General features: G+C 66.2%; 15 protein-coding genes and 1 pseudogene. 11 read left to right on the top strand and 5 right to left on the bottom strand.

Features of this window, described 5'->3' with window-relative positions; genetic code table 11:
• The first annotated feature begins 11 nt into the window (after window positions 1-11).
• Window positions 12-530: a hypothetical protein gene (locus XaplCFBP3123_RS00085; protein ID WP_104532283.1), complete on the top strand. Its 519-nt coding sequence runs from the start codon at window positions 12-14 to the stop codon at window positions 528-530.
• A gap of 121 nt (window positions 531-651) precedes the next feature.
• On the opposite strand, the gene fdxA is transcribed toward XaplCFBP3123_RS00085, so the two are convergent.
• The 5 genes from fdxA to XaplCFBP3123_RS00060 all read right to left on the bottom strand — a co-directional run bounded on the left by fdxA (window position 652) and on the right by XaplCFBP3123_RS00060 (window position 4650).
• Entirely contained in the window at window positions 652-975 is a 324-nt protein-coding gene (fdxA, locus tag XaplCFBP3123_RS00080; protein ID WP_006453280.1) for a ferredoxin FdxA, read from the bottom strand.
• Between the two features lie 117 nt (window positions 976-1092).
• A complete protein-coding gene (locus XaplCFBP3123_RS00075) occupies window positions 1093-1971 on the bottom strand; it encodes a 2-dehydro-3-deoxygalactonokinase (protein ID WP_104532282.1) in 879 nt (292 codons plus the stop codon).
• Window positions 1968-2879 (bottom strand): SMP-30/gluconolactonase/LRE family protein, encoded by a 912-nt coding sequence (locus tag XaplCFBP3123_RS00070; RefSeq protein ID WP_104532281.1) that lies wholly within the window; start codon window positions 2877-2879, stop codon window positions 1968-1970. Before XaplCFBP3123_RS00070 ends, XaplCFBP3123_RS00075 begins: the two co-directional genes overlap by 4 nt.
• Complete coding sequence (dgoD, locus tag XaplCFBP3123_RS00065; RefSeq protein ID WP_104532280.1) at window positions 2873-4021, bottom strand: galactonate dehydratase; 1149 nt, start codon at window positions 4019-4021, stop codon at window positions 2873-2875. Before dgoD ends, XaplCFBP3123_RS00070 begins: the two co-directional genes overlap by 7 nt.
• Window positions 4018-4650 carry a 2-dehydro-3-deoxy-6-phosphogalactonate aldolase gene (locus tag XaplCFBP3123_RS00060; RefSeq protein ID WP_104532279.1) on the bottom strand — a complete coding sequence of 211 codons (633 nt, stop codon included), beginning with the start codon at window positions 4648-4650 and terminating at the stop codon, window positions 4018-4020. Before XaplCFBP3123_RS00060 ends, dgoD begins: the two co-directional genes overlap by 4 nt.
• Window positions 4651-5024: 374 nt before the next feature.
• Here XaplCFBP3123_RS00060 and XaplCFBP3123_RS00050 point away from each other — a divergent pair, with 374 nt between their 5' ends.
• From XaplCFBP3123_RS00050 to XaplCFBP3123_RS00005, 10 genes and pseudogenes are all read left to right on the top strand, one after another.
• Window positions 5025-5996 carry a LysR family transcriptional regulator gene (locus XaplCFBP3123_RS00050; RefSeq protein ID WP_016903232.1) on the top strand — a complete coding sequence of 324 codons (972 nt, stop codon included), beginning with the start codon at window positions 5025-5027 and terminating at the stop codon, window positions 5994-5996.
• Between the two features lie 262 nt (window positions 5997-6258).
• Complete coding sequence (locus XaplCFBP3123_RS00045; RefSeq protein WP_104532278.1) at window positions 6259-9189, top strand: TonB-dependent receptor; 2931 nt, start codon at window positions 6259-6261, stop codon at window positions 9187-9189.
• A gap of 340 nt (window positions 9190-9529) precedes the next feature.
• Window positions 9530-12253, top strand: a complete 2724-nt coding sequence (locus XaplCFBP3123_RS00040) for a TonB-dependent receptor (protein WP_104532277.1) — start codon at window positions 9530-9532, stop codon at window positions 12251-12253.
• 110 nt (window positions 12254-12363) lie between these two features.
• Complete coding sequence (locus XaplCFBP3123_RS00035) at window positions 12364-14619, top strand: cellulase (RefSeq protein ID WP_104532276.1); 2256 nt, start codon at window positions 12364-12366, stop codon at window positions 14617-14619.
• Window positions 14620-14725: 106 nt separating this feature from the next.
• The gene (locus XaplCFBP3123_RS00030; protein WP_104532275.1) at window positions 14726-16642 is read left to right on the top strand and encodes a sialate O-acetylesterase; all 1917 of its coding nucleotides are present in this window, start codon (window positions 14726-14728) and stop codon (window positions 16640-16642) included.
• A gap of 83 nt (window positions 16643-16725) precedes the next feature.
• A complete protein-coding gene (galD, locus tag XaplCFBP3123_RS00025; protein WP_104533206.1) occupies window positions 16726-18396 on the top strand; it encodes a GH35 family beta-galactosidase GalD in 1671 nt (556 codons plus the stop codon).
• 123 nt (window positions 18397-18519) lie between these two features.
• Window positions 18520-21423: a TIM-barrel domain-containing protein gene (locus tag XaplCFBP3123_RS00020; RefSeq protein ID WP_104532274.1), complete on the top strand. Its 2904-nt coding sequence runs from the start codon at window positions 18520-18522 to the stop codon at window positions 21421-21423.
• A gap of 91 nt (window positions 21424-21514) precedes the next feature.
• The gene (locus tag XaplCFBP3123_RS00015) at window positions 21515-23896 is read left to right on the top strand and encodes a glycoside hydrolase family 95 protein (protein WP_172453097.1); all 2382 of its coding nucleotides are present in this window, start codon (window positions 21515-21517) and stop codon (window positions 23894-23896) included.
• Window positions 23893-25386 carry a xylulokinase gene (gene xylB / locus XaplCFBP3123_RS00010; RefSeq protein ID WP_104532272.1) on the top strand — a complete coding sequence of 498 codons (1494 nt, stop codon included), beginning with the start codon at window positions 23893-23895 and terminating at the stop codon, window positions 25384-25386. Before XaplCFBP3123_RS00015 ends, xylB begins: the two co-directional genes overlap by 4 nt.
• 47 nt (window positions 25387-25433) lie before the next feature.
• A pseudogene (locus XaplCFBP3123_RS00005) lies at window positions 25434-25738 on the top strand (xylose isomerase); the annotation flags it as partial.

The following is a 25738-nucleotide window of genomic DNA, read 5'->3' as shown; positions in this document are numbered from 1 at the left end:
GAGATCTATCGATGCGTCATTCCGTTTTCCCCGTCCGCGTGCTTTCGCTCGCGTTGCTGGCGAGCGCCACCGTCGCCGCCACGAGCGGTTGCAGCTGGTTCCACAAGGGCGCACGCGGTGACTACGCGCTGGCCCCGGAAGCCCGTCCGCTGGAAGTGCCGCCGGATCTGAACCTGCCCGATACCTCCGGCGCGATGAAGGTGCCGACGCTGGCTTCGAGCGCGCAGCAGAACACTTCGGCGCCGCCGTCCGCCAGCGCCAACAGCGGCTTCACCGTACCGGGCGAGCGCGACGAGGTGTTCGCCAAGGTGGGTGCGGCACTGGCCGACATTCCCGGCCTGACCATCGCCAGCAAGGCGCAGATGCTCGGTTCCTACGACGTGAGCTACGAAGGGTCCAGCTTCCTGGTGCGCGTGGTCAAGGTCGACGCCGGCAGCTACGTGTCGGCGGTGGATCCGCGCGGCATGCCGGCCACCGCGGCAGCGCCGGTGGCGGTCGTCACTGCGTTGAAGGGCAAGCTGGGCGGCTGAGGCCGCTGCAGCAAGCGCAGACAGCAGAACGGGCGCTTCGGGCGCCCGTTTTGCGTTTCTGATGCGGCGGTATCGCATCGCTGCTGCGTTGTTGCCCGGCTGGATGCTGTCAGGCGTTGTGTCAGCGTTGCAGCAGCGGCAACTTGTTCGGCTTGCCATCCCACTCGGCGGCATCGGGTAGCGGCTCCTGGCGCACGGTCAGCACCGGCCAGGCCTTGGCCAGCTCGGCGTTGAGCGCGACGAAGCCTTCCTGGCCTGCCGGGACGTCGTCTTCCGGGTAGATCGCATTGGCCGGGCATTCGGGCTCGCACAGCGTGCAGTCGATGCACTCATCCGGGTCGATGACCAGGAAGTTCGGGCCGACATGGAAGCAATCCACCGGACAGACCTCGACGCAGTCGGTGTATTTGCACTTGATGCAGTTTTCGGTGACAACAAAAGGCATGGCGGAATCCGGCGTTTAGCCTGTCAATTCTAAAGCAGTCCGGTGGCGGGTGTGCGGGTGGCGGGGATTTGTTGGCTTGCAGCCCTGGCCATCCGCTCGAGTCCTGGCCGTTTCCGGTCAGGCCAATCCGCGTTGCCTAGCCAGTGCGAATAAACCCGTCGCGGCCAGATCTTCCGGATGCAGCTGCGTCTGCACGCCCAGACGCGCCAGCGCCAGCGCATAGCGTTGCGCCAGGCCGGGGCTGCCGACCAGGTGCACGGTGGCGTGATTACCGCGGTGCTCGCGCAGTTCGTGGCCGATCAGCAGGCCCGAGAGGTAGGACGGCAGCGCGGCGGCGGCGAGGCGGTCGAACAGGCCCAGCGTGCGGGCGCCGAACAGGTGGTGGCTGAGCCCGCCGGGCTCGGCGCTGCGATCGACGCCTTGCGCGAATGCGTCGGTGTCCAGGTCCGCAGGATCGTCCTGCATCAACTTGCCCAGGATGCTGTGCTGGCGCAGCACCGCGTACAGTTCGCCGGTCATGACGGTGGCAAAACCGGTCAGCTGGCCGTGGGCGAGCTGCGCCCACTTGCTGTGCGTGCCGGGCAGGCAGGCGACGTGCGTGCCGTCGCCGAGCGCGGCGAGCAGGCCGACCAGCTGGGTTTCCTCGCCACGCATGACATCGGGCACGCCATGCTGCTGGCCGGTGCTCACGCCGGGCACGAACCACAGCGTGCGTCCGGGCAGCAGGTCGGCGTAGCTGCGCATCGCCTGCGCCAGCGCGGCGGTATCGGCCGGGCAGGGCAGATAGGCCTGCTCGACCCAGCCGTTGCGGCTGCCGATCATGCCCGACAGCAGCAGCGGGCCGTCCCAGCCGTCGATGAGCCTGCTCAGCACCTCGGCGAAGCGGCCCTGGCAGGCCAATATGCCGTCGCTGCCGCGGCGTTGCTCCAGCACCTTGCCGTCGGCAGCGAGCAGGTAGCCACGCAGGCTGCTGGTGCCCCAATCGATGGCGATCATGCGCTGGCCACCCGGCTCTCGGGCAGGCCGTTGATCGGCACGTCGCAGACGTACAGGCCGCCGGCTTCCGGGGTGCGGGCCAGTTCCTCGGCGCTGTGGTCCAGGCGCGAGCTGATCACGTGCAGGCGGTCCAGCGCGGCGCCGCCGAAGGCGCTGCAGGTGGGGTGCTTGACCGGCAGTTGCACGATGCGCTCGGTGCTGCCGTCGGGGCGGTAGCGCACCACGCGCCAGGCGCGCCACTGCGCATTCCACAGATGGCCCTGGCTGTCGATGATGGAGCCGTCCGGCTCGGCATCGGCGCGGTCCAGCGTGGTGAACACGCGGACGTTGCTGGTCTGCGCGGTGTCGGCGTCGTAATCGCAGCACAGGATCTGCGGGCGCAGCGAGTCGCAGTAGTACAGCGTGCGGCCGTCGGGACTGAAGCAGATCGAGTTGGGGATCGACACGCCCGGCAGCGGCAACGCACGCAGGCCGTGGCGCAGCGAGAACTGGTACATCGCGCCGCGTGCGGCCTTGTGGTCGTGCTCGTCCATGGTGCCGAACACGAGGTTGCCGTTGCGGTCGGCGCGGCCATCATTGCTGCGCGTATGCGGGTTGTCGGCTTCGATATCGGCCAGGTGCTGGAGCGGCAGGCTGTCGCCGTCGGCGTTGTCCGGAGCGGCGATGCAGATCGACTTGGCCAGCGCGATCAGCACGCGGCCGTCGTCCATCAGGCCGAGGCACCCCGGGCGATCAGGCAGCGTCCAGTAGCGCGATTGCGCAGTGGCCGGATGATGCCGCCACAAGCGCTTCTCGCTGATGTCGACCCAATACAGCGCCTGGCGCTGCTCGCACCACAGCACGCCTTCGCCATGCGTGCAGCGGCTGTCGACCGCCAGCACGGCGGTGTGTTCGGGCGTGCTCACCATTCGGCGATGCTGCCATCGCTGTGACGCCAGACCGGGTTGCGCCAGTCCGGCGGATTTTCGTTTGCGCGCTTGAGCATGTCTTCGTCGATCTCCACACCGAGCCCGGGCTTGGGCAGGGCGGCGATACTGCCATCGACACACTGAAAATCGTCTTTATTGATGACGTAATCGAGCAGGTCGGCGCCTTCGTTGTAGTGGATGCCGATGCTCTGTTCCTGCAGCACCGCGTTGTGCGACACGAAGTCCACATGCAGGCAGGCGGCCAGTGCGATCGGGCCGAGCGGGCAGTGCGGGGCGAAGCCGACATCGTAGGCCTCGGCCATTGCGGCGATCTTGACGCACTCGGTGATGCCGCCGGCATGCGACAGGTCCGGCTGTACCATGCCGATGCCGCCGGCGCACAGCACGTTCTTGAATTCGAAGCGCGAGAACATGCGCTCGCCGGCCGCCAGCGGAATCGAGGTGCTCGCGGCCAGGCGCGGGTAGTACTCGGCCTGTTCGGCCAGCACCGGTTCTTCGACGAACAGCGGCTTGAACGGCTCCAGCTCGCGCAGCAGCGCCTTGGCCATCGGGGCGCCGACGCGGCCGTGGAAGTCGATGCCGAAGTCGATGGTGTTGCCGAAGGTCTCGCGGATCTCGGCGACCTTGACCACCGCCGCATCGACCGCGCGCGCGCTGTCGATCAGCTTCATTTCCTCGGTGCCGTTGAACTTGAAGGTGTCAAAGCCCAGCGCGCGGTAGTCGGTGATCTGCTGGATGATCGCGCCCGGACGGTCGCCGCCGACCCAGCGATAGGTCTTCATGCGATCGCGCACCAGCCCGCCCAGCAGCTCGTACACCGGCACGCCCAGCGCCTTGCCCTTGATGTCCCACAAGGCCTGGTCGATACCGGCGATGGCGCTCATCAGGATGGCGCCGCCACGGTAGAAACCGGCGCGGTACATGGTCTGCCACAGGTCGTTGATGCGCGCCGGATCCTTGCCGACGACATAGCCGGCCAGTTCGTGCACGGCAGCTTCCACCGAGCGCGCGCGGCCTTCGATGACCGGCTCTCCCCAGCCGGTGATGTCCTCGTCGGTCTCGACCTTGAGGAACAGCCAGCGCGGTGCGGCGTGGTAGGTGGTGAGGCGGGTGATCTTCATCCTTGCAGTTCCTGGTAGGCCTGCACGAAGGCGCGTGCATGCGTCTGGGTCGTTTCGAGCGATTGCGCGGGTTTGTACAGTTCGCCGCCGATGCCGGCGCCGGCGGCGCCCTGGGCAAGGAAGCCGGCCAGGGTCTGCGGGCTGACGCCGCCGACCACATAGACCGGAATGTGCTTGGGCAGCACCGAGCGCAGCGCGCGCACATGTGCCGCGCCATAGGTGGCTGCAGGGAACAACTTCAGGATCGTTGCGCCGGCATCGATGGCGTCGAACGCCTCGCTGGCGGTGGCGAAACCGGCCACCACGGTGAGCCCGCGCGACACCGCATGGCGGATCAGCGACGGGCGCGTATTCGGGGTGACGATGAAGCGCGCACCGATCCCGGCCAGGGTGTCGACATCGTCGTTGCGCAGCACGGTGCCGGCGCCGATCCAGGCGCGCGCGCCGTAGGTCTGCTGGGCCAGCGCAATGCTCTCGGCCCAGCGCGGCGAATTGAGCGGGATCTCGATCGCGTCGAAACCGGTGTCGATCAGTGCACCGACATGGTCGAGCGTTTCTTCCGGCGTGATGCCACGCAGGATGGCGATCAGTGGCAGGGCGAACAGGCTGGCGGTGGTGTCTGAGGTCATCGTGTTACTCGCGATAGAGCGGAAAACGGCCGTCGGCGACCGGATGGTCGCCAACGTCGGGGGAAGTTGCAGCGCTGTACGGTAGCGCGCGGAGAGCGGCAGGCAGCCACGACGAAGTGGCCGCTGCACTTGCGTGCGCACTCCAACGGCCTGCAACTGGCCGGCAAGTTGCCGTCATCGTCGTCCACCCTCCGCAATCATGGCGTGCGTGTTGCCATCTCGTGGAAGATGGGTCACGTCTGTTCTGGCTGCGTCCGGGAGGTAGGGGCTCCTGCTGCGGCGTTCGATAGCCTCGCGCGCGGAGATATGTGCTGCAAATGAAATTTTCGGCATATTCTATTCCTCCTACGAATACACCTGCGTGGCGACACCCCATGGCAAATTCCGGCACTCCCTGGTTCAACGCTGCCCGCCTCAAGACGCGCCAGCTGCTGCTGCTGCTGCATCTGCACGAACAACGCTCGGTGCTGCGTGCGGCCGAGGCCGCCAGCATGACCCAACCGGCCGCCTCCAAGCTGTTGGCGGAAATGGAGGACATGCTGGGGGTAAAGCTGTTCGAGCGGCATGCCCGCGGGGTGGAGCCCACCTGGTACGGACATGTGCTGATCCGGCGCGCGCGCGCGGCGATGTCGGAGATCGGCCGGGCGCAGGAAGAAATCGCCGCGCTGCGCGCCGGGCGCATGGGCCAGGCCTCGATCGGCACCGTGGTCAATCCGGGCACCAACCTGGTGCCGCAGGCGATCGCCGAGGTCAAGCGCGAGTTCCCCGACATCCTGGTGCGGGTGGAAATGGACTACAGCCGCCCGCTGGTGGCCAAGTTGCTGGACGGCCAGCTGGACATCGTGATCGGCCGCATCCTGGGGCCGGAGGGCGTGGGCGAGCTGGAATTCGAGCCGCTGGCCGACGAGCCGCATTCGGTGATCGCGCGTGCCGGCCATCCGCTGGCCAGCCGCGCTGGCTTGCAGCACGCCGATCTGGTGCGGCATGGCTGGATCCTGCCCCCGGCCGACAGCGTGCTGCGCGCGCGGCTGGATTCGATGTTCATGGAGCACGGCGTGCAGACGCCGACCAATGCGATCGAGACCTCGTCGCTGCCGGTGACCTCCACGCTGCTGCGCGGTACCGACATGCTGACCGCCTTGCCGGTGGAATCGGTGGCGCCGCTGATCCAGGCCAAGCTGCTGACCGTACTGCCGATCGAGCTGGGTGTACGCATGGAGTCGTTCGGCATCATTCGTCGGCGCGATTACATCCTGCCGCCGGGGGCCGAACGCATTCTGCAGGCGCTACGCACCACCGCGCGACGTTTGTATCCCGGTCTGCGCGGGCCGGAATCCACTGGTTAAGCGGGCTCTTCCATTCGTATTCCGGCAGGGAATAGCAGGCTGTGAATTCTTCATTGGCTGACGCCAGAGCAGGCGCCTATATCTGTGAGCCAGATCGCACGCTGAAGCGCACGTGAAGTCGGGCAGGTGATCGGCGGCCAAGCCGCCATGCAGTGAGAAGTGGAGCCGGGCGGCAACGTCCGCGTCCTGCACCACCATGCGGCCCGTCGACGGTGCCGCGACAACCAGTCTTCAGTCGTCTTGCGTCCTGGGAGGGATTCAGATGTACAAGTTTTCAAGCCATGCCTCGGCAGGGACGGGCGTGCACGCACGTCGTACCCCGCGTTTGCGTCAGTCCGCCATGGCCGTCAGCATCGGGCTGTTGCTCGCCGCACCGGTGTACGCACAACACACGCCGTCGTCCCCGACGGCCCCGGCCGGCAAGGCCGCCGGCAGCGCGGTGGATCTGGATGCGGTGGAGGTGCGCGGTGTGCGCGCCAGCCTGATCAAGTCGCAGGTGATCAAGCGCGATGCCAGCCAGATCGTGGATTCGGTTAGTGCCGAGGACATCGGCGCCTTGCCCGACCGCAGCGTCACCGAAACCCTGCAGCGCGTCAGCGGCGTGACCATCGATCACTTCGCCGCACGCAGCGATCCCGACCATTTCTCCGCCGAAGGCAGCGGCGTGATGATCCGCGGCCTGACCCAGGTGCGTGGCGAACTCAATGGGCGCGACATCTTCAGCGCTGCCAGCGGCCGCGGGCTGAGCTTCGAAGACGTGCCGGCCGAGTTGATGGCCGGCGTGGACGTGTACAAGAACCCCTCGGCGGAAATCATCGAAGGCGGCCTGGGCGGCACGGTCAATCTGCGCACGCGCATGCCGTTCGACAACCCGGGCCGGATCGTCGGCGGCAATGTCGACTACAACTACGGCGACATGAGCAAGAAGTACAAGCCGTCGGCCTCGTTCCTGTTCAGCGATCGCTGGAGCACCGGCATCGGTGAAATGGGCTTCATGATCGACGTCGCGCACTCGGAGCTGGCCACGCGCTCGGACGGCATCCAGGTGGAGCCGTACGTGCGGCGCACCGATGAGGCGGTGCTGGCCGGCAGCGGGCGCAGCGAGGTGTTCGTGCCGGGCGGGGTGAACTGGCGTCAGCTGGATTTCGAGCGCAAGCGCGACGGGATCGCGGCGGCGTTCCAGTGGAAGCCCAGCGATGCCACCGAGATCTATGCGCAGTTCCTGCGCTCGCGCTACGAAATGAACTGGCAGGAGCGCGCCGCGTTCTTCAACGACAGCAACAACAGCATCACGCCGGCGCCGGGCACCACCTTCGACTACGACGATCGCGGCGCCTTCCTGCGCGGCTCGCCGGTGTCCAGCTCGTGGCGCGGGGTGCTCACCGGCGACGGCGTGCGCTTCAACACCGACAACCGCTATTCCGAACAGCGCACCACCACCACCGACATGTCGGTGGGTTTCAGCCACTTCTTCAACGACAACCTGCAGATCAAGGGCGATATGCAGCTGGTGGAGTCGGAGAACGAGCAGCTGGATTTCACCGTGTTCAGTGCGACCTATCTGCCAGGCCTGTCCTACGACGTGTCGGGCAAGTATCCCAGCGTGCAGATTGCCAACCCGGCCTTTACCCAGGACCCGTCCAATTACTTCTGGGCGGCGGCGATGGACCACCTGGGCAAGAACCGCGGACGTCAGCTGTCCACGCGCGTGGATCTGGAATACACCTTCGATGACAGCAGCTGGTTGCGCTTTGCGCGCTTCGGCATGCGTGCCACCGATCGCAACCAGATCAACAAGAATTCCGGCTACAACTGGGGCGTGATCTCCGATAACTGGGCCGCGATTCCAGGCACCAGCAACGGCCTGGCGACTATGTCCGAGTTCATGACCGACCAGTCGTCGTTGTTCACCTTCTCGGACTTCTTCCGCGGCGGCGTAAACGTGCCGACCACGCTGGTGGTGCCCAACAGCAGCCTGGTCAACAACTATGGCTCGGCCTCGCAGATGATCCAGCAGATCGTGGCGTTGCGCGGCTATGGCTGGGCGCCGGACACCTATCAGCCGCAGGACACCAACCGGCAGTTCGAGCGTACCCAGGCCGCCTACGCGGCGCTGTACTTCGGCAATGACGAGGCCTGGGGCATTCCGGTGGACGGCAACGTCGGCATCCGCGTGGTGCAGACCAAGACCCAGGCCGAAGGCTTCGGCCAGTTCCAGAATCTGGCCGGCCTCAATGTCTCGCCGGAACTGCAGGCGCGCTACACCGGGCAGTATTTTGAGAACAATTCCCAGGGCCGTTACACCAACGTGCTGCCCAGCCTGAACCTGCGTCTGCGCTTCACCGACAGCCTGCAGTGGCGCTTTGCCGCCTCCAAGGCGATGGCGCGCCCGGACTACACCCAGTTGCAGCCGTATGTGTTGCTCAACGTGGAGACCAACGACGCCGGCCAGGCGACCGATTTTGTCGGCACCGCCGGCAACCCGAACCTCAAGCCGATGGTGGCCAACCAGTTCGACACCGCGCTGGAGTGGTACTTCGACACCAGCGACATGCTGTACGCCACGTTGTTCTACAAGAAGGTCAAGGATTACTTCTCCACCCAGACCCGCAGCGAGATCTTCGACAACCGCCCCTGGCTGGTAACGCGTCCGTACAACATGGACGAGGGCACCATCCGCGGCGCGGAGCTGGGCTATACCCAGTTCTTCGACCAGCTACCGGGCTGGCTGAGCGGGTTCGGCGTCAATGCCAACTTCACCTTCGTCGACAGCCAGGGCGGCGCCAACACCGCCACCGACCCGTACACCAATACCACCGTCACCGGTGTCGAGCTGCCGCTGGAAGGCCTGTCGCGGCGCAGCTACAACCTGGCCGGTATCTACGAGAAGGGGCCGTTGTCGCTGCGTCTGGCCTACAACTGGCGCTCGCGCTACCTGCTGACCACCAGCGATGCGTCCACCCGTCTGCCGACCTGGGCCGACGACTACGGCCAGCTCGACGGCTCGTTCTTCTACCGGTTCAACGAGCACCTGCAGCTGGGCGTGCAGGCCAACAACCTGACCAATACGGTGACCAAGGTGCTGATGGGGCCGACCTCGTACGAAGGCGGGGAGGTGGATCCGCGTCTGTATACGCGCTCCTCGTTCGTCAACGACCGGCGCTACTCGCTGGTGCTGCGCATGAACTGGTAAGCGCAGGCGGTCACGGAACCGATATGTGCGGGCTCATGGAGTTGAGCCCGCTTTGGCCAATCCGGCGATCCGGATCCGCAATGCCAGACCCGGCGCGTTTGTCGGCGTTGCTATATTTTTTACGAATAGCTTTCCAGGAATATTTCATTGGTATGGCACGACGGCGCCGCCCTATGCTCCGGCCGCAGCCGCTAGGTAAGCCTTGTCAGGATTACCACGCATCGCAACCGCCCGGCCTTCCGGTCGTGGGCGGATGCGGGCCAGCACCAACGACGGGCAGGGCGTTCGCGCACCGACCCGCTAAAAAATTAGAAGTACATGCGTCCTGGGAGGGAGCACCATGTCAGTGCAACATCGCCACATTCCGGCAGGCCGGACTGTGGGTCAGCGTTCGATCCGTGATTTCCGCCGCTCCGTGATGGCCCTCAGTGTGGCCACGCTGTTGAGCGCGCAGGCCTACGCGCAGGACGCCACCACCACTGCCGCCCCGGCCCAGGACGCGACCACCCAGCAGCTCGACACCGTGCAGGTCACCGGCACGCGCAGCAGCGTCACCAAGGCGCAGCTGGTCAAACAGAACGCCGAGCAGATCGTCGATTCGATCGTTGCCGAAGACATCGGCAAGCTGCCCGACAACAACGTCGCCGAGGCGCTGCAGCGCATTTCCGGCATCCAGATCTCGCGCAACTATGGCGAAGGCAGCTCGATCGCCATCCGCGGCCTGACCCAGGTGCGGACCGAACTCAATGGCCGCGATATCTTCACTGCCAACGATGGCCGTGGCCTGAGCTTCGAGGACGTGTCGGCCGAACTGCTCGGCGGCGTCAACGTCTACAAGAATCCCTCGGCCGACATGATCGAAGGTGGCCTGGGCGGCACCGTCGACCTGCGCACGCGCCTGCCGTTCGACTACGACGGCCGCAAGATCGCCGGCAGCGTGCAGTACAACTATTACGACCTGGCCGACGACGGCAAGCCGGCGTTCTCGGGCCTGTTCAGCGATCGCTGGCAGACCGGCATCGGCGAGATCGGCCTGCTGGTGAATTATTCGCAGCAGAAGAGCCCGTTCCGCCAGGACACCATCTCGATCGAGCCGTGGTACACGCAGACCGATCTGCCGGGCTATGAAGGCCAGGGCGTGTCGGTGCCGCACGGCGCCGGCATCAACACCACCGTCGGCGAGCGCGAGCGCAAGACCGGTGCGTTCGCGATGCAATGGCGTCCGAACGATGCGGTGGAGGTCTACACGCAGGTGCTGCGTTCGGAGTACGACTTCAGCTGGCACGATTATTCGTTCTTCGCGCTGACCGGCGCCAACCCGATGCAGGGCTTGCCGGGCATCCAGGTCAACGACCGCAACGAATTCGTCAACGGCTCGTTCCAGAACGTTCCCACCGAATCCAACACCAGCCTGACCGAGCGGCATTCGGTGACCACCGATTACTCGCTGGGCGCCAAGTGGACGGTCAACGAGAAGCTGACCCTGAGCACCGACTTCCAGTATGTCGATGCCACCACCACCGGCACGCGCTACATCATCGCCACCGGGCAGGACACCAGCCCGCAGTTCAACGTCGACTTCCGTGGCAATCTGCCGCGCCTGTCGGTGACCGATGCCAGCGGCGCGGAAGGCTATCTGGCCGATGCCAACAACTACGACGGCTGGCGCTGGCACCTGGACAACAAGGACGACAACAAGGGCACCGAGTTCGCCTGGCGCGCCGACATGGACCTGGCCTTCGACAGCGACTTCGTGCGCAGCTTCAAGGCCGGTGTGCGCTACACCGACCGCGATGCCGAGACCAAGGGCAATATCTACCGTTTCATGTGCATCAACGATTGCTCGGGTACGCCGTTCTCGCAGTACCCGACCATCGGTCTGGTGACCAACCCGATCACCGACTTCTTCCGCGGTGAAAGCAGCACCTTCGGCCGCACGCTGACGGCTGCCGATTCGGCGGTTGCCAACTACGAGCAGACCCTGGCCACCTTCGGTGCCAGCCCGCTGGAATTTGCCCCCAACAACATCAATACGCAGAACGAGAAGACCTACGCGGCCTATGGCGTGCTGCGCTTCGGCGTGGACAGTGACTCGATTCCGTTCGACGGCAACATCGGCGTGCGCGTGGTGCGGACCGAGGTGGGCTCGCAGGGCGTGCGCACCGGTACCGACAGCGAAGGCGGTGGCCTGATCCCGGTGGATGCGCAGCAGACCTATACCGACGTGCTGCCGAGCTTGAACCTGCGCTGGATGCTGAGCGATCAACTGCAGTGGCGTTTTGCCGCTTCGCGCGGCATCTCTCGCCCCACCTTCGATCGGCTCAACCCGAACCTGAGCCTGAGCACCGGTACCTCCAATGGTGCCTCGACCTTCACCGGTACTGCGGGCAACCCGAGCCTGGAAGCGGTCAAGGCCGACCAGTTCGACACCGCGCTGGAGTGGTACTTCGGCCAGGGCTCGATGATGTACGGCACCCTGTTCTACAAGAAGGTCGAAGGCTTCATCGCCAATGCGGTCTTCAACGAGGTCTACGACGGCCAGGTGTGGCAGATCACCCGCCCGGTCAACGGCGATGCCGGCAAGATCCGCGGTGCGGAACTGGGCTACACGCAGTTCTTCGACTTTTTGCCGGGCTGGCTGAGCGGCTTCGGCCTGCAGACCAACTACACCTATGTCGACAGCGAGGCGCCGAGCCCCACCGCCACCGACACCAACGGCCAGGCGCTGACCGTGCCGCTGGAAGGCCTGTCCAAGAACAGCTACAACGCGATCCTCAGCTACGAAACCTCGCGCTTCCAGGGCCGTGTGGCCTACAACTGGCGCAGCGACTGGCTGGTGACCACCGCAGGCAACGGCACCGGCAACCTGCCGGTCTACAACAAGGGCTTCGGCCAGCTGGATGCCTCGCTGCGTTTCAACATCAATGATGTGTGGTCGATTTCGCTCGATGGCGTGAACCTGCTCGATACACGGCGCGAAAGCTATCTGGGCACCGAGTCGCGCTACCGCGACTTCGTGATCAACGATCGTCGGTATGGCCTGACATTGCGGGCCAGCCTGTAGAACGCGCCGTAGGAAGTGCGTCGCCGGTCCGGCGAGCTGTGCAGGCAGCCCGTCGGACCGGTGTTTTTCCTATCGACGGCATGCCGTCGATCGCAAGGGGAGCCGGAGGAATGATCGCTGTGATCGATCCGCCTACTGTGCGCCGCGTTACCGCAGCGAAGTGGCCGGTGGGTGCGTGGCTGGCACTGGTGTTGTTGCCATTTTCGATCCTGCCGCTGCAGGCTGCCGATCCGGTGGTGCAGGGGCCGTACCAATGGCGCAGCGTCGCCATCGGCGGTGGCGGATTCGTCACCGGGGTGCTGTTTCATCCCGCCGAGCGCGATCTTGCCTATGCACGTACCGATGTCGGTGGTGCGTACCGCTGGGATGCGCGCGCGCAGCAGTGGGTGGCGCTGACCGATTGGCTGGGCGCCGACGACTGGAACCTGATGGGAATCGACGCGTTCGCGGTCGATCCTGCCGACCCGCAGGCGCTGTACCTGGCCGCGGGCACCTACATGCACGAGCGCGCCGGCAATGCCGCGCTGCTGCGCTCGTTCGATCGCGGCCGCAGTTTCGAGCGTGCCGCGTTGCCGTTCAAGCTCGGCGGCAATCAGTTGGGCCGTTCCAATGGCGAGCGTCTGGCGGTGGACCCGCACGATGGCCGCGTGCTGTTGCTCGGCTCACGCGATGCGGGCCTGTGGCGCAGCGACGATCGCGGCGCGCACTGGGCGCGGGTGGACGCATTTCCTGCCGAGGCATTGGCGGGTGCGACCGCGCGCAATCATGTCGGACGCGAGCAGGCGGTTGGCATCGCCTTTGTCGTCTTCGATGCCGCCAGCGGCCGCGCCGGCCGTCCGACCCCGCGCATCTATGTCGGCGTGTCCACCGCGCAGACCAGTCTGTATGTCTCCGACGACGCCGGGCGCAGCTGGTCGGCGGTGGCCGGGCAACCCAAGGGCCTGCGTCCCAGCCATATGGCCGGTGGCAGCGATGGGCAGTGGTACCTCAGCTACGGCGACCAGCCCGGCCCGGATCTGCTGGCCGGTGGCGCGCTGTGGAAATACACCCCGGCGCAGGCGCACTGGAGCGAGATCAGCCCGATCGCGCAGCCGGCCGGCGGCGATGGCTTCGGCTGGGGCGCGGTGGCGGTGGATCCGCAACAGCCGCAGGTGCTGCTGGCCAGCACCTTCCGCCGTCGTAGCCCGCGCGATGAGCTGTTCCGCAGCGTCGACGGCGGGCGCAGCTGGATGCCGTTGCTGGCTGGCGCGCAGTTCGATCACAGCGCAGCGCCGTGGACCGCGCAGGCCACGCCGCACTGGATGGGCGCCCTGGCGATCGATCCGTTCGACAGCAACCACGCGCTGTTCGTCACCGGCTACGGCATCTGGGCCTCGCGCAACCTGCAGCAGTTCTCTGCACAGCAGCCCTTGCAGTGGTGGTTCCAGGATCGCGGGCTGGAAGAGACCGTGCCGCTGGATCTGCTCAGCCCGATGCAAGGCGCGCATCTGCTCAGCGCACTCGGCGATATCGACGGTTTTCGGCATGACGATCTGGAACGTGCGCAGTTGCAGTACGCCGGCCCGCGCCTGACCAATGGCGAGAGCATCGACGCCGCGGGACAGGCCGCGCAGTGGGTGGTGCGCAGCGGCACCGTGCGCGATCGCCGCAACAACGCGATCCGTGCGCTGTATTCGCGCGATGGCGGCGCGCAGTGGACGGCGTTCGCCAGCGAGCCGCCGGCCGGGCAGGGCGCCGGCAACATCGCCATTGCCGCCGATGCCTCGCAGGTGGTGTGGGCGCCGGACACAGGCGGCAACTGGCGCACGGCCGATTTCGGCAAGCACTGGCAACGTGTACAGGGGCTGCCCGAGACCGCAGTGACAGTGGCCGATCGCGTCGATGCACGGCGCTGGTACGCGGTGGATACCGCCAGCGGGCGCCTGTTCGAGAGCCGCGATGGCGCAGCAAGCTTTCGCGACACCGGTGCGCAGGTCGGCAGCCCGGCGCGCGACGAGCGCGCGCGTCCGCAGCTGCGCCCGGATCCATGGCGGGCGGGGGTGGTGTATCTGGCCAGCCCCACGCTGGGCGTGATGCGCTGGCAGGGCGGGCGTTTGCAGACCTTGTCCAAACCGGACCAGGCGCGTTCGCTGGGCATCGGCAAGGCGCTGCACGCGGGCGCAGCGCCGGCGCTGTATCTGGCCGGCCGCGTGGATGGCGTGGACGGCGTGTTCCGCTCCGACGACGAAGGCGCGCACTGGTTGCGCATCAACGACGACGCGCACCGGTTCTGCAAGCCGTACAGCGTTACCGGCGATCCACGCATCCCCGGGCGTGTGTACTTCGCCACCGGTGGGCGTGGCATCTTTTACGGCGATCCACGATGAGCGCCGCGTCCCTGTGCGCATCATCGCGCTGTCTTACCGTGGACGGCGGCATGCGCCGTCGCATCGCTGCGCGCCGAGTGGCCGCGCCGACCCTGGAGATCACTGCATGACCGCTTCCCTCATCCGTCGTGGCTGCCTGTTGGGCATGGTCCTGGCCAGCCCTGCCGCGTTGGCGCAACCGAGCCTGCCGTTGTTGTTTGCCGATGGCGCGGTGCTGCAGCGCGACCAGGCGATGCCGGTGTGGGGCTGGGCAACCCCGGGCGCTGCCATCACGGTGCGGTTCGACGGCAAGCAGGCCACTGCCAAGACCGACGCGCAGGGGCAGTGGAGGGTTCGCCTGCCCGCGCACAGCGCCGGTGGCCCGTATGTGCTGAGCGTGCAGGGCGACGGCGGCGAGTTGCAGGTGCGCGATGTGCTGGTCGGCGATGTGTGGCTGGCCAGCGGGCAATCCAACATGGAGTGGCCGCTGGCGCAGGCCAGCGATGGCCCGCAGGCGGTGGCTGCCGCCAACGACCCGCAGTTGCGGCACTTCAAGGTGCCCAAGTCGTGGTCGTTGCAGCCGGAAGCGCGCCTGACCGGTGGCGACTGGAAGGCCGCCACGCCGGACAACGCCGGCGAGTTCACCGCAGTCGGTTATTTCTTCGCCAAGGAGCTGCGCGCCAGCACCGGCGTGCCGATCGGCATCGTCAACAGCACCTGGGGCGGCAGCGCGATCGAGGCGTGGATGGATGCGGCCTCGCTGGGCTTGAATGGCGAGCAGAACCAGGGCGCGATCGAGGCGATCAGGCAGCGCGATGCCGCTGCGCGGGCCGTCACCGGCAAGCGCATCGCACGCTGGCCCAAGGTGGATGGCGAGATGCCGCAATGGCGCCAAGCGACGTTCGACGACAGCGACTGGGATAGCATCCCGACCACCCAGCAATGGGAATCCAGCGGCTATGACGGCATGGACGGAATCGCCTGGTATCGCACCACGGTCATCCTGAGCGCTGCCGAAGCCAAGGCCGGTATTGCGTTGGGCGTGGGCCAGATCGACGATTCCGATATCACCTACGTCAACGGCACCGAGGTCGGCCAGACCGTCAAGCAGTGGAACCTGGCGCGCGTCTACAACGTGCCGGCCTCCGCCTTGCATGCAGGCGTCAACCACATCGCGGTGCGGGTGGAGGATCTCAGTGGCGGTGGCGGCATGCATGGCCCGGACGAGCAGCGCTTCGTGCAGACCAGCGCCGGCGCCAAACGCGCGTTGGGCGGCTGGAAGTTCCGCCCCGCCGCCGTGCGCGTGTCGCTGGTGGACAACAAGAATCAGCTGCCCACGCTGCTGTACAACCAGATGATCCACCCGCTGCAGCCGTTCCCGGTCAAGGGCGTGATCTGGTACCAGGGCGAAACCGATGCCAGCGACACCGGCGCGGTGAAGTATCGCGAACAGTTCGCCGCGATGATCCAGCAATGGCGCGCCGAACGCGGGGCGAAAACGCTGCCGTTCCTGTGGGTGCAGCTGGCCAACTTCAAGGCCGGCGGCGACAAGGGAGAGCTGAGTCCGTGGGCACTGTTGCGCGAGTCGCAGTCCAAAACGCTGGCGCTGCCGGCGACCGGGCAGGCGGTGATCATCGATATCGGCAACCCCACCGATATCCATCCCACCAACAAGCGCGATGTCGGCCATCGACTTGCGATTGCTGCACGTCATGTGGCGTACGGCGAAACGCTGGTGTACAGCGCGCCGGTGTTCACGCAGGCGCGCTTTGCCCAGGGCCAGGCGGTGCTGAGCTTCGATCTGCAAGGCAGTGCCTTGCAGGTGCGTAACGGGGGCGACGTGCAGGGCTTCCGCGTCGCCGGTGCCGACAAACACTTCCATACGGCCACCGCGCGCATCGACGGCGATCGGGTGATCGTGCGCAGCGACGCGGTAGCTGCACCGGTCGCGGTGCGCTACGGCTGGAGCGAAAACCCGGACGACGCCAACCTGGTCAATCGCGAACACCTTCCTGTTTCCCCCTTCCGCACCGATACCTGGTGACACGGAGTCATATGTCCATGCATTCCCCCGTTGCACGCGTGATCGCTCCTTCCACTGCACGCCGTTGCCTGCGTCCGCTGCTGCTGTCCGCGCTGACGCTGGCCCTGGCGGCATGCCAACCCCGCGAACAGGCCGACCAGGCCAAGCCTGCTGCGGTCGCACCGGCTGCAGGCACCGCAGCGACCGCACCTGCCACGGCAGCGGCGCCGGCTGCGCAGACGCCGATGCCGCAGTTCGTCAGCAAGGACGGCAAGCACGCGTTGATGGTCGATGGGGCGCCGTTCCTGATCCTGGGCGCGCAGGTCAACAACTCCAGCAACTACCCCGGCGTGATGGACAAGGTGTGGCCGGCGATGCAGGTGCTGGGCCCCAACACCGTGCAGGTGCCGATCGCCTGGGAGCAGGTCGAGCCGGAAGAAGGCAAGTTCGATTTCTCCTTCGTCGATACGCTGCTCACGCAGGCGCGCGAGCACAAGGTGCGGCTGGTGCTGCTGTGGTTTGCGACCTGGAAGAACAACGGCCCGGCGTACGCGCCGCACTGGGTCAAGACCGACAACCAGCGCTTCCCGCGCGTGGTGACGCGCGAGGGCAAGGCGATCGGCTCGCTGTCGCCGCATGCGCAGGCCACCCTGGATGCCGACCGCAAGGCCTTCGTCGCCTTCATGCAGCATCTGAAGCAGGTCGATCCGCAGCACACCGTGATCATGATCCAGCCCGAGAACGAGCCGGGCACCTACGGCAGCGTGCGCGACTTCTCGCCGATGGCGCAGCAGCTGTTCGATGGCCCGGTGCCGGACGCACTGCTCAAGCGCTTGAACAAGCCGCCGGGCAGCTGGGCACAGGTGTTCGGTGCCGATGCGGACGAGATCTTCCATGCCTGGTCGATCGGTCGCTACATCGACCAGGTGGCCGAAGCCGGCAAGGCCGAATATCCGCTGCCGATGTACGTCAACGCCGCACTGCGTGGCCCGTTCAATCCCGGCCAGCCCGGCCAGTACGCCAGCGGCGGCCCCACCGACAACGTGCTGGACGTGTGGAAGGCCGCCGGCCCGCATATCGACCTGCTGGCGCCGGATATCTACATGCCCGAGTACCGCACCTACACCACGGTGCTGGAACGTTATGCCCGCCCGGACAATGCGCTGTTCGTCGCCGAAACCGGCAACCGCCCCGAATACGCACGTTACCTGTTCCCCGCGCTGGGCCACGACGGCATCGGCTGGTCGGCGTTCGGCATGGACTACACGCGTTATTCCAACTATCCGCTGGGCGCCAAGCATGTCAACGCAGAAACCCTGGCGCCGTTCGCGCTGGGTTTCGATCTGGTCAAGCGCGGCATGCGTCCGTTCGCCAAGGCCGCGTCCGAAGGCAAGCTGCACGGCACCGCCGAAGAACCCGGCCAGGCGGTGCAGGAGCTGCAACTCAACGACCGCTGGAGCGCCACCATCACCTACGGCGTGCCGCAGTTCTGGTTCCAGGGCAAGCCGCCGGGCAATCCCGAGCCGATCGGCGCGGCCTTGATCGCCGAGCTCGGCCCGGACGAATTCCTGGTCACCGGCTATCACGTGCGCGTGACCCTGCATCCGGCCAGCGAGGCGACCGCCAACATGCTCTACGACCGCGTCGAGGAAGGCGTCTACGACGGCAGCGACTGGAAGTTCGAGCGCAACTGGAACGGCGACCAGACCGATTACGGGGTCAACTTTTCCAGCGCGCCGCAGCTGCTGAAGATCAAGCTGGTCACCTACAAATAAGCCTGCTCGGCCGCGTGCTGCGCAGCCCGATCGCCGCGCAGCACGCCGTCTTCCAGGTCGAACGCAATGAACCCATGCGTTGCCGCCCCCGCGGCACCGTTTCGTAATTCCAAGGGAGAGAACATGCAAACCATCAACCGTTCCGCCGGCCATGCGCCTGCCACCCGACGTACACCGCTTGCCCAGTGCCTGGCGTTGTCGCTGGCCTTGCTGGCCAATGCCGCGCACGCGCAGGAAGTGCGCAAGGCCGCTGATGGCGTCACCGTGGTGCCGAGCGCCAAGGGCGCCGCACCGGTGCGTCTGCAGGTCGTCGATGCCGGCATCATCCGCGTCAGTGCCGACCCGGATGGCGACTTCGCGCGCAGCCCCAGCCTGATGCGCGTACCGGTGCAGGGCGATGGCAGCTTCCAGCTGGCCGAGCAGGGCGACAGCGTGCAGCTGAAGACCGGCAAGGTCACCGCCACCGTGTCCACCGTCGATGGCCATGTCAGCTTCGCCGATGCCAATGGCAAGCCGGTGCTGTCGGAAGTGGCCGGCGGGCGCAGCTTTGCGCCGCTGAAAGTGGAAGGCAAGCAGTACCTGAGCGTGCGTCAGCGCTTCCAGTCGCCCGATGACGAAGCCTTGTATGGCTTCGGCCAGCACCAGCAGGGCTGGATGAATCAGAAGGGCCGCAACGTCGAGCTGCAGCAGAACAACATCGACATGGCGGTGCCGTACCTGGTATCCAGCCGCAACTACGGCCTGCTGTGGGACAACAACTCGATCAGTCGCCTGGGCGACCCGCGCGGCCTGCAGCCGCTGCCCAAGACGCTGAAGCTGTACGACGCCAAGGGCAAAGCCGGTGCGCTGACCGCGCGTTACGCAATCAACGGCAAGCAGATCGTCGAACGTCGCGAGAGCGAGGTGAACTACCAGTACCTCAGCGACCTGACCAAGTATCCGAAGAAGGCGATCACCAAGGACAAGAACAGCCGCATGCAGGTCACCTGGGAGGGGCAGATCGAAGCGCTCACCGGTGGCGAGCACACCTTCTCGCTGTATTCGAGCGAGTACGCCAAGCTGTACGTGGACGGCAAGCTGGTCGTCGATCGCTGGCGCCAGAACTGGAACCCGTGGAATCACGAGTTCAAGCTGGATCTGGAGCCGGGTACGCGCCACACCGTCAAGGTCGAGTGGGATCTGATCGACCCCAGCTACATCGCGCTGCTGCACCGCGACCCGCTGCCGGCCGCCGAAGCGAAGGACCTGTCGCTGTGGTCCGAAGCCGGCCAGATGATCGACTACTACTTCGTCTCCGCCGATTCCTACGATCAGGCCGTGGCCGGCTATCGCGAGCTCACCGGCAAGTCGGTAATGCTGCCCAAGTGGGCCTACGGCTTCTGGCAGAGCCGCGAGCGTTACAAGAGCCAGGACGAGTTGGTCGGCGCGGTGGCCGAATACCGCAAGCGCAAGCTGTCGCTGGACAACATCGTGCTCGACTGGTCGTACTGGCCCGAGAATGCCTGGGGCTCGCACGATTTCGACCCGCAGCACTTTCCCGATCCGGACGGCATGGTCAAGGCCGTGCACGACATGCATGCGCAGATCATGATTTCGATCTGGCCCAAGTTCTATCCCACCACCGCCAACTACAAGGAACTGGACGCGGCCGGTTTCATGTTCAAGCGCAATGTGGAAGTGGGTGAGCTGGACTGGATCGGCAAGGGTTACAAGAACTCGTTCTACGATCCGTATTCGGAAAAGGCGCAGGCGATCTACTGGCGCCAGGTCAACGAAAAGCTCAACAGCAAAGGCTTCGATGCCTGGTGGATGGACGCCGACGAACCGGATGTGCATTCCAACCTGGACATCGGCGAGCGCAAGGCGCGTACCACGCCCAATGCGCTGGGCTCGTCCACCGAGTATTTCAACGCGTACCCGCTGCCGCACACGCATGGCGTGTACGTGGGCGACCGTGCGGCCGACGACAAGCGCGTGTTCATCCTCTCGCGCAAGGGCTATGCCGGCACCCAGCGCAATGCGGTGGCGGTATGGAGCGGCGACATCGTCTCGCGCTGGGACGACATGCGCGACCAGATTTCCGCTGGCGTCAACATGGCGCTGTCGGGCCTGCCCAACTGGACCTTCGACATCGGCGGCTTTGCGGTGGAAAAGCGCTACGAAAACCAGGACCCGGCGCATCTGCCGGAATGGCGCGAACTCAACACGCGCTGGTTCCAGTTCGGCGCGTTCGTGCCGATCTTCCGCTCGCACGGCCAGTTCCCGTACCGCGAGCTCTGGAACATCGCCCCGGAAGGCACGCCGTTCTACGACAGCATGGCGTACTACAACCGCCTGCGTTACGCGCTGCTGCCGTACATCTACAGCCTGGCCGGCGATACCTATCAGCGCGATGGCGTGATCATGCGCGGCATGATGATGGACTTCCCGAACGACCCCAAGGTCCGCGACATCAACGACCAGTACCTGTTCGGGCCGGCCTTCCTGGTCGCACCGGTGACCCGCTTCGGCGCCACCTCGCGTCGGGTCTATCTGCCGGCCGGCAGCAGCTGGCTGGATTTTGCCACCGGCAAGCGCTACGAAGGCGGCCAGAGCATCGAGGCGGCCGCGCCGATCGAGCGCATGCCGTTGTTCGTCCGCGCCGGTTCCATCGTGCCGACCGGCCCGGTGCAGGAATACGTGGATCAGAAGCCGGATGCGCCGCTCACCGTGGTGGTCTATACCGGCGCCGACGGCCAGTTCTCGCTGTACGAGGACGATGGCAAGGGCTACGGCTACGAGAAGGGCGAGTTCAGCCGCATTCCGCTGAGCTGGAATCAGGCCAAGGGCGAGCTGAGCATCGGCAAGCGCGAAGGCAGCTGGACCGGCATGCAGGCCAGGCGTACCGTCAATGTGCGCTTCGTCGATGGCCCGCGCGACGATGCCGGTGTGCTCGAGCCCAAGACAGATGCCAGCATCCAGTACGACGGCCATCCGGTCAGCGTGTTGCAGCGCAAGATTGCGTCGGGCAAAGCGCGTCGTCGATGATCGCGACTCGTTGTCAGCCAGTGAGTGCGCAGATGCCGGATCGCCGCAAGGCTCGGGCGTGCAGGTCCGGTCATGCAGCACGGCGGTGCACGTGCTGACCCGCAGGGAAGTCTGCAAGGCAACCGGCGCCGCACTCGCGGTGCTGGGGGCCGCGCCGGCTGCGCCGGCTGTCGCTGCGCCGGCGAAGGCTGCCGGCGGGCAATCGCTGCCTGCCGTCGCTGCGGGCGACGCCATGCAGCTGTGGTACCGCGAACCGGCCAACGAGTGGGTGCAGGCGCTGCCGGTCGGCAACGGCCGGCTGGGCGCGATGGTGTGGGGCGGCATTGCCCACGAGCGCCTGCAACTCAACGAGGACACGCTGTACGCAGGCGGCCCGTACGATGCCACCAGCCCCGACGCGCTGGCGGCCTTGCCACAGGTGCGCGCGCTCGTGTTTGCCGGGCGCTATGCCGAAGCCGAAACCCTGGCCGACGCCAAGCTGCTCTCGCGTCCGCTCAAGCAGATGCCGTATCAACCGCTGGGCGATCTGCTGCTGGATTTCGATCGCGCCGACGGCATCAGCGAGTATCGCCGTCAGCTCGATCTGGATACCGGCGTGGCCACCACCACGTTTCACTCCGGCGGTGCTGTGCACAAGCGCGAAGTGTTCGTGTCGGCGCAGTCGCAATGCATCGTGGTGCGCCTGTCCTGCGATCGGCCACGCGCGATTTCCCTGCGCGTGGGCATCGACAGCCCGCAGATCGGCGCGGTGACGGTGGAGCAGGGCGGGCTGCTGTTCAGCGGTCGCAACGGCAGCTTCGCCGGCATCGACGGCAAGCTGCGTTTCGCCTTGCGCGTGCTGCCGCAGATCAAGGGCGGCACGCTCAGCGGTCTGCGCGACCGCCTGCGCATCGACGCCGCCGATGAAGTGGTGCTGCTGCTCACCGCCGCCACCAGCTACCAACGCTTTGATGCAGTCGATGGCGATCCGCTCGCATTGACCGCAGCAAGCATGCAGAAGGCGGGCAAGCTGGACTATGCCGCATTGCTGCGTGCGCATCTGGCCGATCACCAGCGGCTGTTCCGGCGCGTGGCGATCGACCTGGGCACCAGCGAAGCAGCGGCACTGCCCACCGACGAGCGCGTGCAGCGTTTTGCGCAGGGCAACGACCCGGCGCTGGCCGCGTTGTATCACCAGTTCGGCCGTTACCTGCTGATCTGCAGCTCGCGGCCCGGCACCCAGCCGGCCAATCTGCAGGGCATCTGGAACGACCTGATGCAGCCGCCGTGGGAAAGCAAGTACACCATCAACATCAACACCGAGATGAACTACTGGCCCAGCGAGGCCAACGCGCTGCACGAGTGCGTCGAACCGCTGGAATCCATGCTGTTCGATCTGGCCAGAACCGGCGCGCGCACTGCGCGTGCGATGTACGACGCACCGGGTTGGGTGGTGCACAACAACACCGATCTGTGGCGCCAGGCCGGGCCGATCGATGGCGCCAAGTGGAGCCTGTGGCCGATGGGCGGCGTGTGGCTGCTGCAGCAGCTGTGGGACCGCTGGGATTACGGCCGCGACCGTGCCTATCTGGGCAGGATCTACCCCTTGTTCAAGGGCGCGGCGGAGTTCTTTGTCGCCACGCTGGTGCGCGATCCGCAGACCGGCGCGATGGTGACCAACCCGTCGATGTCGCCGGAAAACCAGCATCCATTCAACGCCGCGCTGTGTGCCGGCCCCACCATGGATGCGCAGCTGCTGCGCGATCTGTTCGCCCAATGCATCGCGATGAGCAAGCTGCTCAAGGTCGATGACGCCTTCGCGCAACAATTGAGCACGCTGCGCGAGCAATTGCCGCCCAACCGCATCGGCAAGGCGGGGCAATTGCAGGAGTGGCAACAGGACTGGGACATGCAGGCCCCGGAGATCCATCACCGCCACGTCTCGCATCTGTACGCCTTGCATCCGTCCAGCCAGATCAATCTGCGCGATACGCCCGAGCTTGCCGCCGCCGCAAAGCGCACGCTGGAAACGCGTGGCGACAACACCACCGGATGGGGCATCGGCTGGCGCCTGAACCTGTGGGCGCGGCTGGCCGATGGCGAGCATGCCTACCGCATCCTGCAACTGCTGATCTCGCCCGAACGCACCTACCCGAACCTGTTCGACGCGCATCCGCCGTTCCAGATCGACGGGAACTTCGGCGGCACCGCCGGCATCACCGAAATGCTGCTGCAAAGCTGGGGCGGCAGCGTGTTCCTGCTGCCCGCCCTGCCCAAGGCCTGGCCGCGCGGCAGTGTGCGCGGCTTGCGCGTGCGCGGCGGTGCCAGCGTGGACCTGCAATGGGATGGCGGTCGCCTGCAACAGGCACGCGTGCATAGCGATCGTGGCGGGCGCTATCAACTGTCTTACGCAGGGCAGACCCTGGACCTGCAACTGGGCGCCGGCCGCACCCGGCAGGTGGGCCTCAACAACAACCGATTGGTGATGCAATGAGCTTGTACGTAGGACTGGATGTGGGCACGCAGAGCGTCAAGCTGGTGGCCTACGATCCGCAGGAGCGCGCCGTGGTCGCCACGGTCGCCGCGCCGATGGAGCTGATCAGCCGCGACGACGGCACCCGCGAGCAACAGGCGCAGTGGTGGATCGACGGCATCGTGCATTGCTTCGCGCAGCTCGATGGCACGCAGCGTGCGCAGGTGCGCGGCATCTCGGTGTCCGGCCAGCAGCACGGCTTTGTGCCGGTGGCCGCCGATGGCAGCGTCACCGCACCGGTCAAGCTGTGGTGCGACACCAGCACCGCGCTGGAATGCGACGAAATCATGGATGCGGTGGGTGGCGCGGCAGGCAGCGTGGCCACTGCCGGCAACCCGATCATGGCCGGCTACACCGCCTCCAAATTGCCGTGGACGCGCAAGCATCGTCCCGAGGCGTATGCGGCGATGACCACGGTGATGCTGCCGCACGACTACGTGAACTTCTGGCTCACCGGCGAGCGCTTTGCCGAAGTCGGCGATGCCTCCGGCACCGGCTGGCTGGACGTGCGCACGCGGCAGTGGTCCGAGCGCATGCTCGGCGCGGTGGACGCACAGCGCGACCTGCGCGAGGCATTGCCGCCGCTGGTGGAGACTGGCGCGGTCTATGCCTTGTCCGACGCAGCCGCCGATGCCTTGAATCTGCCGGCCGGCGTGCGTGTCACCACCGGCGGCGGCGACAACATGATGGCTGCCATCGGTACGGGCAACGTGGTGCCCGGTCGCCTGACCATGAGCCTGGGTACCTCGGGCACCTTGTTCGCCTACGCCGATCACCCGGTGGTGGACGACGACGCACGCTGGGCCGCGTTCTGCTCGTCCAGCGGCGGCTGGCTGCCGCTGATCTGCACCATGAACTGCACCGTCGCCACCGAGGCGGTGATGCGCATGTTCTCGATCACCCGCGAGCAGACCGACGCCTTGATCGCCAGCACCACGCCCGGCGCCGATGGTTTGGTACTGCTGCCATTCTTCAACGGCGAGCGTACCCCGGACTTGCCGGCTGCCCGCGGCTGCCTGTTCGGCATGGACCTGCACAACACCACCGCGGCGCATTTCTATCGCGCCGCGATGGAAGGGGCGACTTACAGCCTGCGCAACGGCTTCGATGCCTTCGTCGCGGCGGGTCTGCAGTTCGACACCATCCTGCTCACCGGCGGCGGCAGCAAGAGCGCGCAATGGCGACAGATGGTGGCCGATATCTTCAATCTGCAGGTCGTGGTGCCGACCCAGCCAGAAGGCGCTGCCTTCGGCGCTGCGCTGCAGGCCCTGTGGGCCTGCGATCGCGACGACGGCGGTGCGGACGCCTTGGCGGATGTGGTGCTGGAGCATCTGCAGGTCGACGACAGCCTGTCGGCGCGCCCGGATCCGCAACGCGTGGCCCAGTATCAGCAGCACTACCACACCTTCCTCAAGCACCTGCAGGTGGTCAGCCCGCTCTACGCCGGCTGATCGACCCGCTTTCTACAACTCCCCCAGCAGCAAGGATATTCCACCCCATGAGCAACACCATCTACATCGGCGCCAAAGAATATTTCCCCGGCATCGGCAAGATCGGCTTCGAAGGCCGCGACTCTGACAACCCGCTGGCGTTCAAGGTCTACGACGCCAACAAGCAGATCGGCGACAAGACCATGGCCGAGCACCTGCGCTTTGCCGTGGCCTACTGGCACAGCTTCTGCGGCAACGGCGCCGATCCGTTCGGCCCGGGCACGCGCGCGTATCCGTGGGACGTGGGCAACACCGCGTTGAACCGCGCCGAAGCCAAGGCCGATGCCGCGTTCGAATTCTTCACCAAGCTCGG

It is taken from the genome of Xanthomonas arboricola pv. populi (genome assembly GCF_002939945.1).
Taxonomy (GTDB): Bacteria; Pseudomonadota; Gammaproteobacteria; order Xanthomonadales; family Xanthomonadaceae; genus Xanthomonas; species Xanthomonas arboricola_A.
This window is presented reverse-complemented; position numbering and strand designations above follow the sequence as displayed.

Excerpts from the sequence above, each read along its gene's own strand:
- XaplCFBP3123_RS00085 (WP_104532283.1), top strand. The coding sequence starts at position 12 with ATGCGTCATTCCGTTTTCCCCGTCCGCGTGCTTTCGCTCGCGTTGCTG.
- fdxA (WP_006453280.1), bottom strand. The coding sequence starts at position 975 with ATGCCTTTTGTTGTCACCGAAAACTGCATCAAGTGCAAATACACCGAC.
- XaplCFBP3123_RS00075 (WP_104532282.1), bottom strand. The coding sequence starts at position 1,971 with ATGATCGCCATCGATTGGGGCACCAGCAGCCTGCGTGGCTACCTGCTC.
- XaplCFBP3123_RS00070 (WP_104532281.1), bottom strand. The coding sequence starts at position 2,879 with ATGGTGAGCACGCCCGAACACACCGCCGTGCTGGCGGTCGACAGCCGC.
- dgoD (WP_104532280.1), bottom strand. The coding sequence starts at position 4,021 with ATGAAGATCACCCGCCTCACCACCTACCACGCCGCACCGCGCTGGCTG.
- XaplCFBP3123_RS00060 (WP_104532279.1), bottom strand. The coding sequence starts at position 4,650 with ATGACCTCAGACACCACCGCCAGCCTGTTCGCCCTGCCACTGATCGCC.
- XaplCFBP3123_RS00050 (WP_016903232.1), top strand. The coding sequence starts at position 5,025 with ATGGCAAATTCCGGCACTCCCTGGTTCAACGCTGCCCGCCTCAAGACG.
- XaplCFBP3123_RS00045 (WP_104532278.1), top strand. The coding sequence starts at position 6,259 with ATGTACAAGTTTTCAAGCCATGCCTCGGCAGGGACGGGCGTGCACGCA.
- XaplCFBP3123_RS00040 (WP_104532277.1), top strand. The coding sequence starts at position 9,530 with ATGTCAGTGCAACATCGCCACATTCCGGCAGGCCGGACTGTGGGTCAG.
- XaplCFBP3123_RS00035 (WP_104532276.1), top strand. The coding sequence starts at position 12,364 with ATGATCGCTGTGATCGATCCGCCTACTGTGCGCCGCGTTACCGCAGCG.
- XaplCFBP3123_RS00030 (WP_104532275.1), top strand. The coding sequence starts at position 14,726 with ATGACCGCTTCCCTCATCCGTCGTGGCTGCCTGTTGGGCATGGTCCTG.
- XaplCFBP3123_RS00020 (WP_104532274.1), top strand. The coding sequence starts at position 18,520 with ATGCAAACCATCAACCGTTCCGCCGGCCATGCGCCTGCCACCCGACGT.
- xylB (WP_104532272.1), top strand. The coding sequence starts at position 23,893 with ATGAGCTTGTACGTAGGACTGGATGTGGGCACGCAGAGCGTCAAGCTG.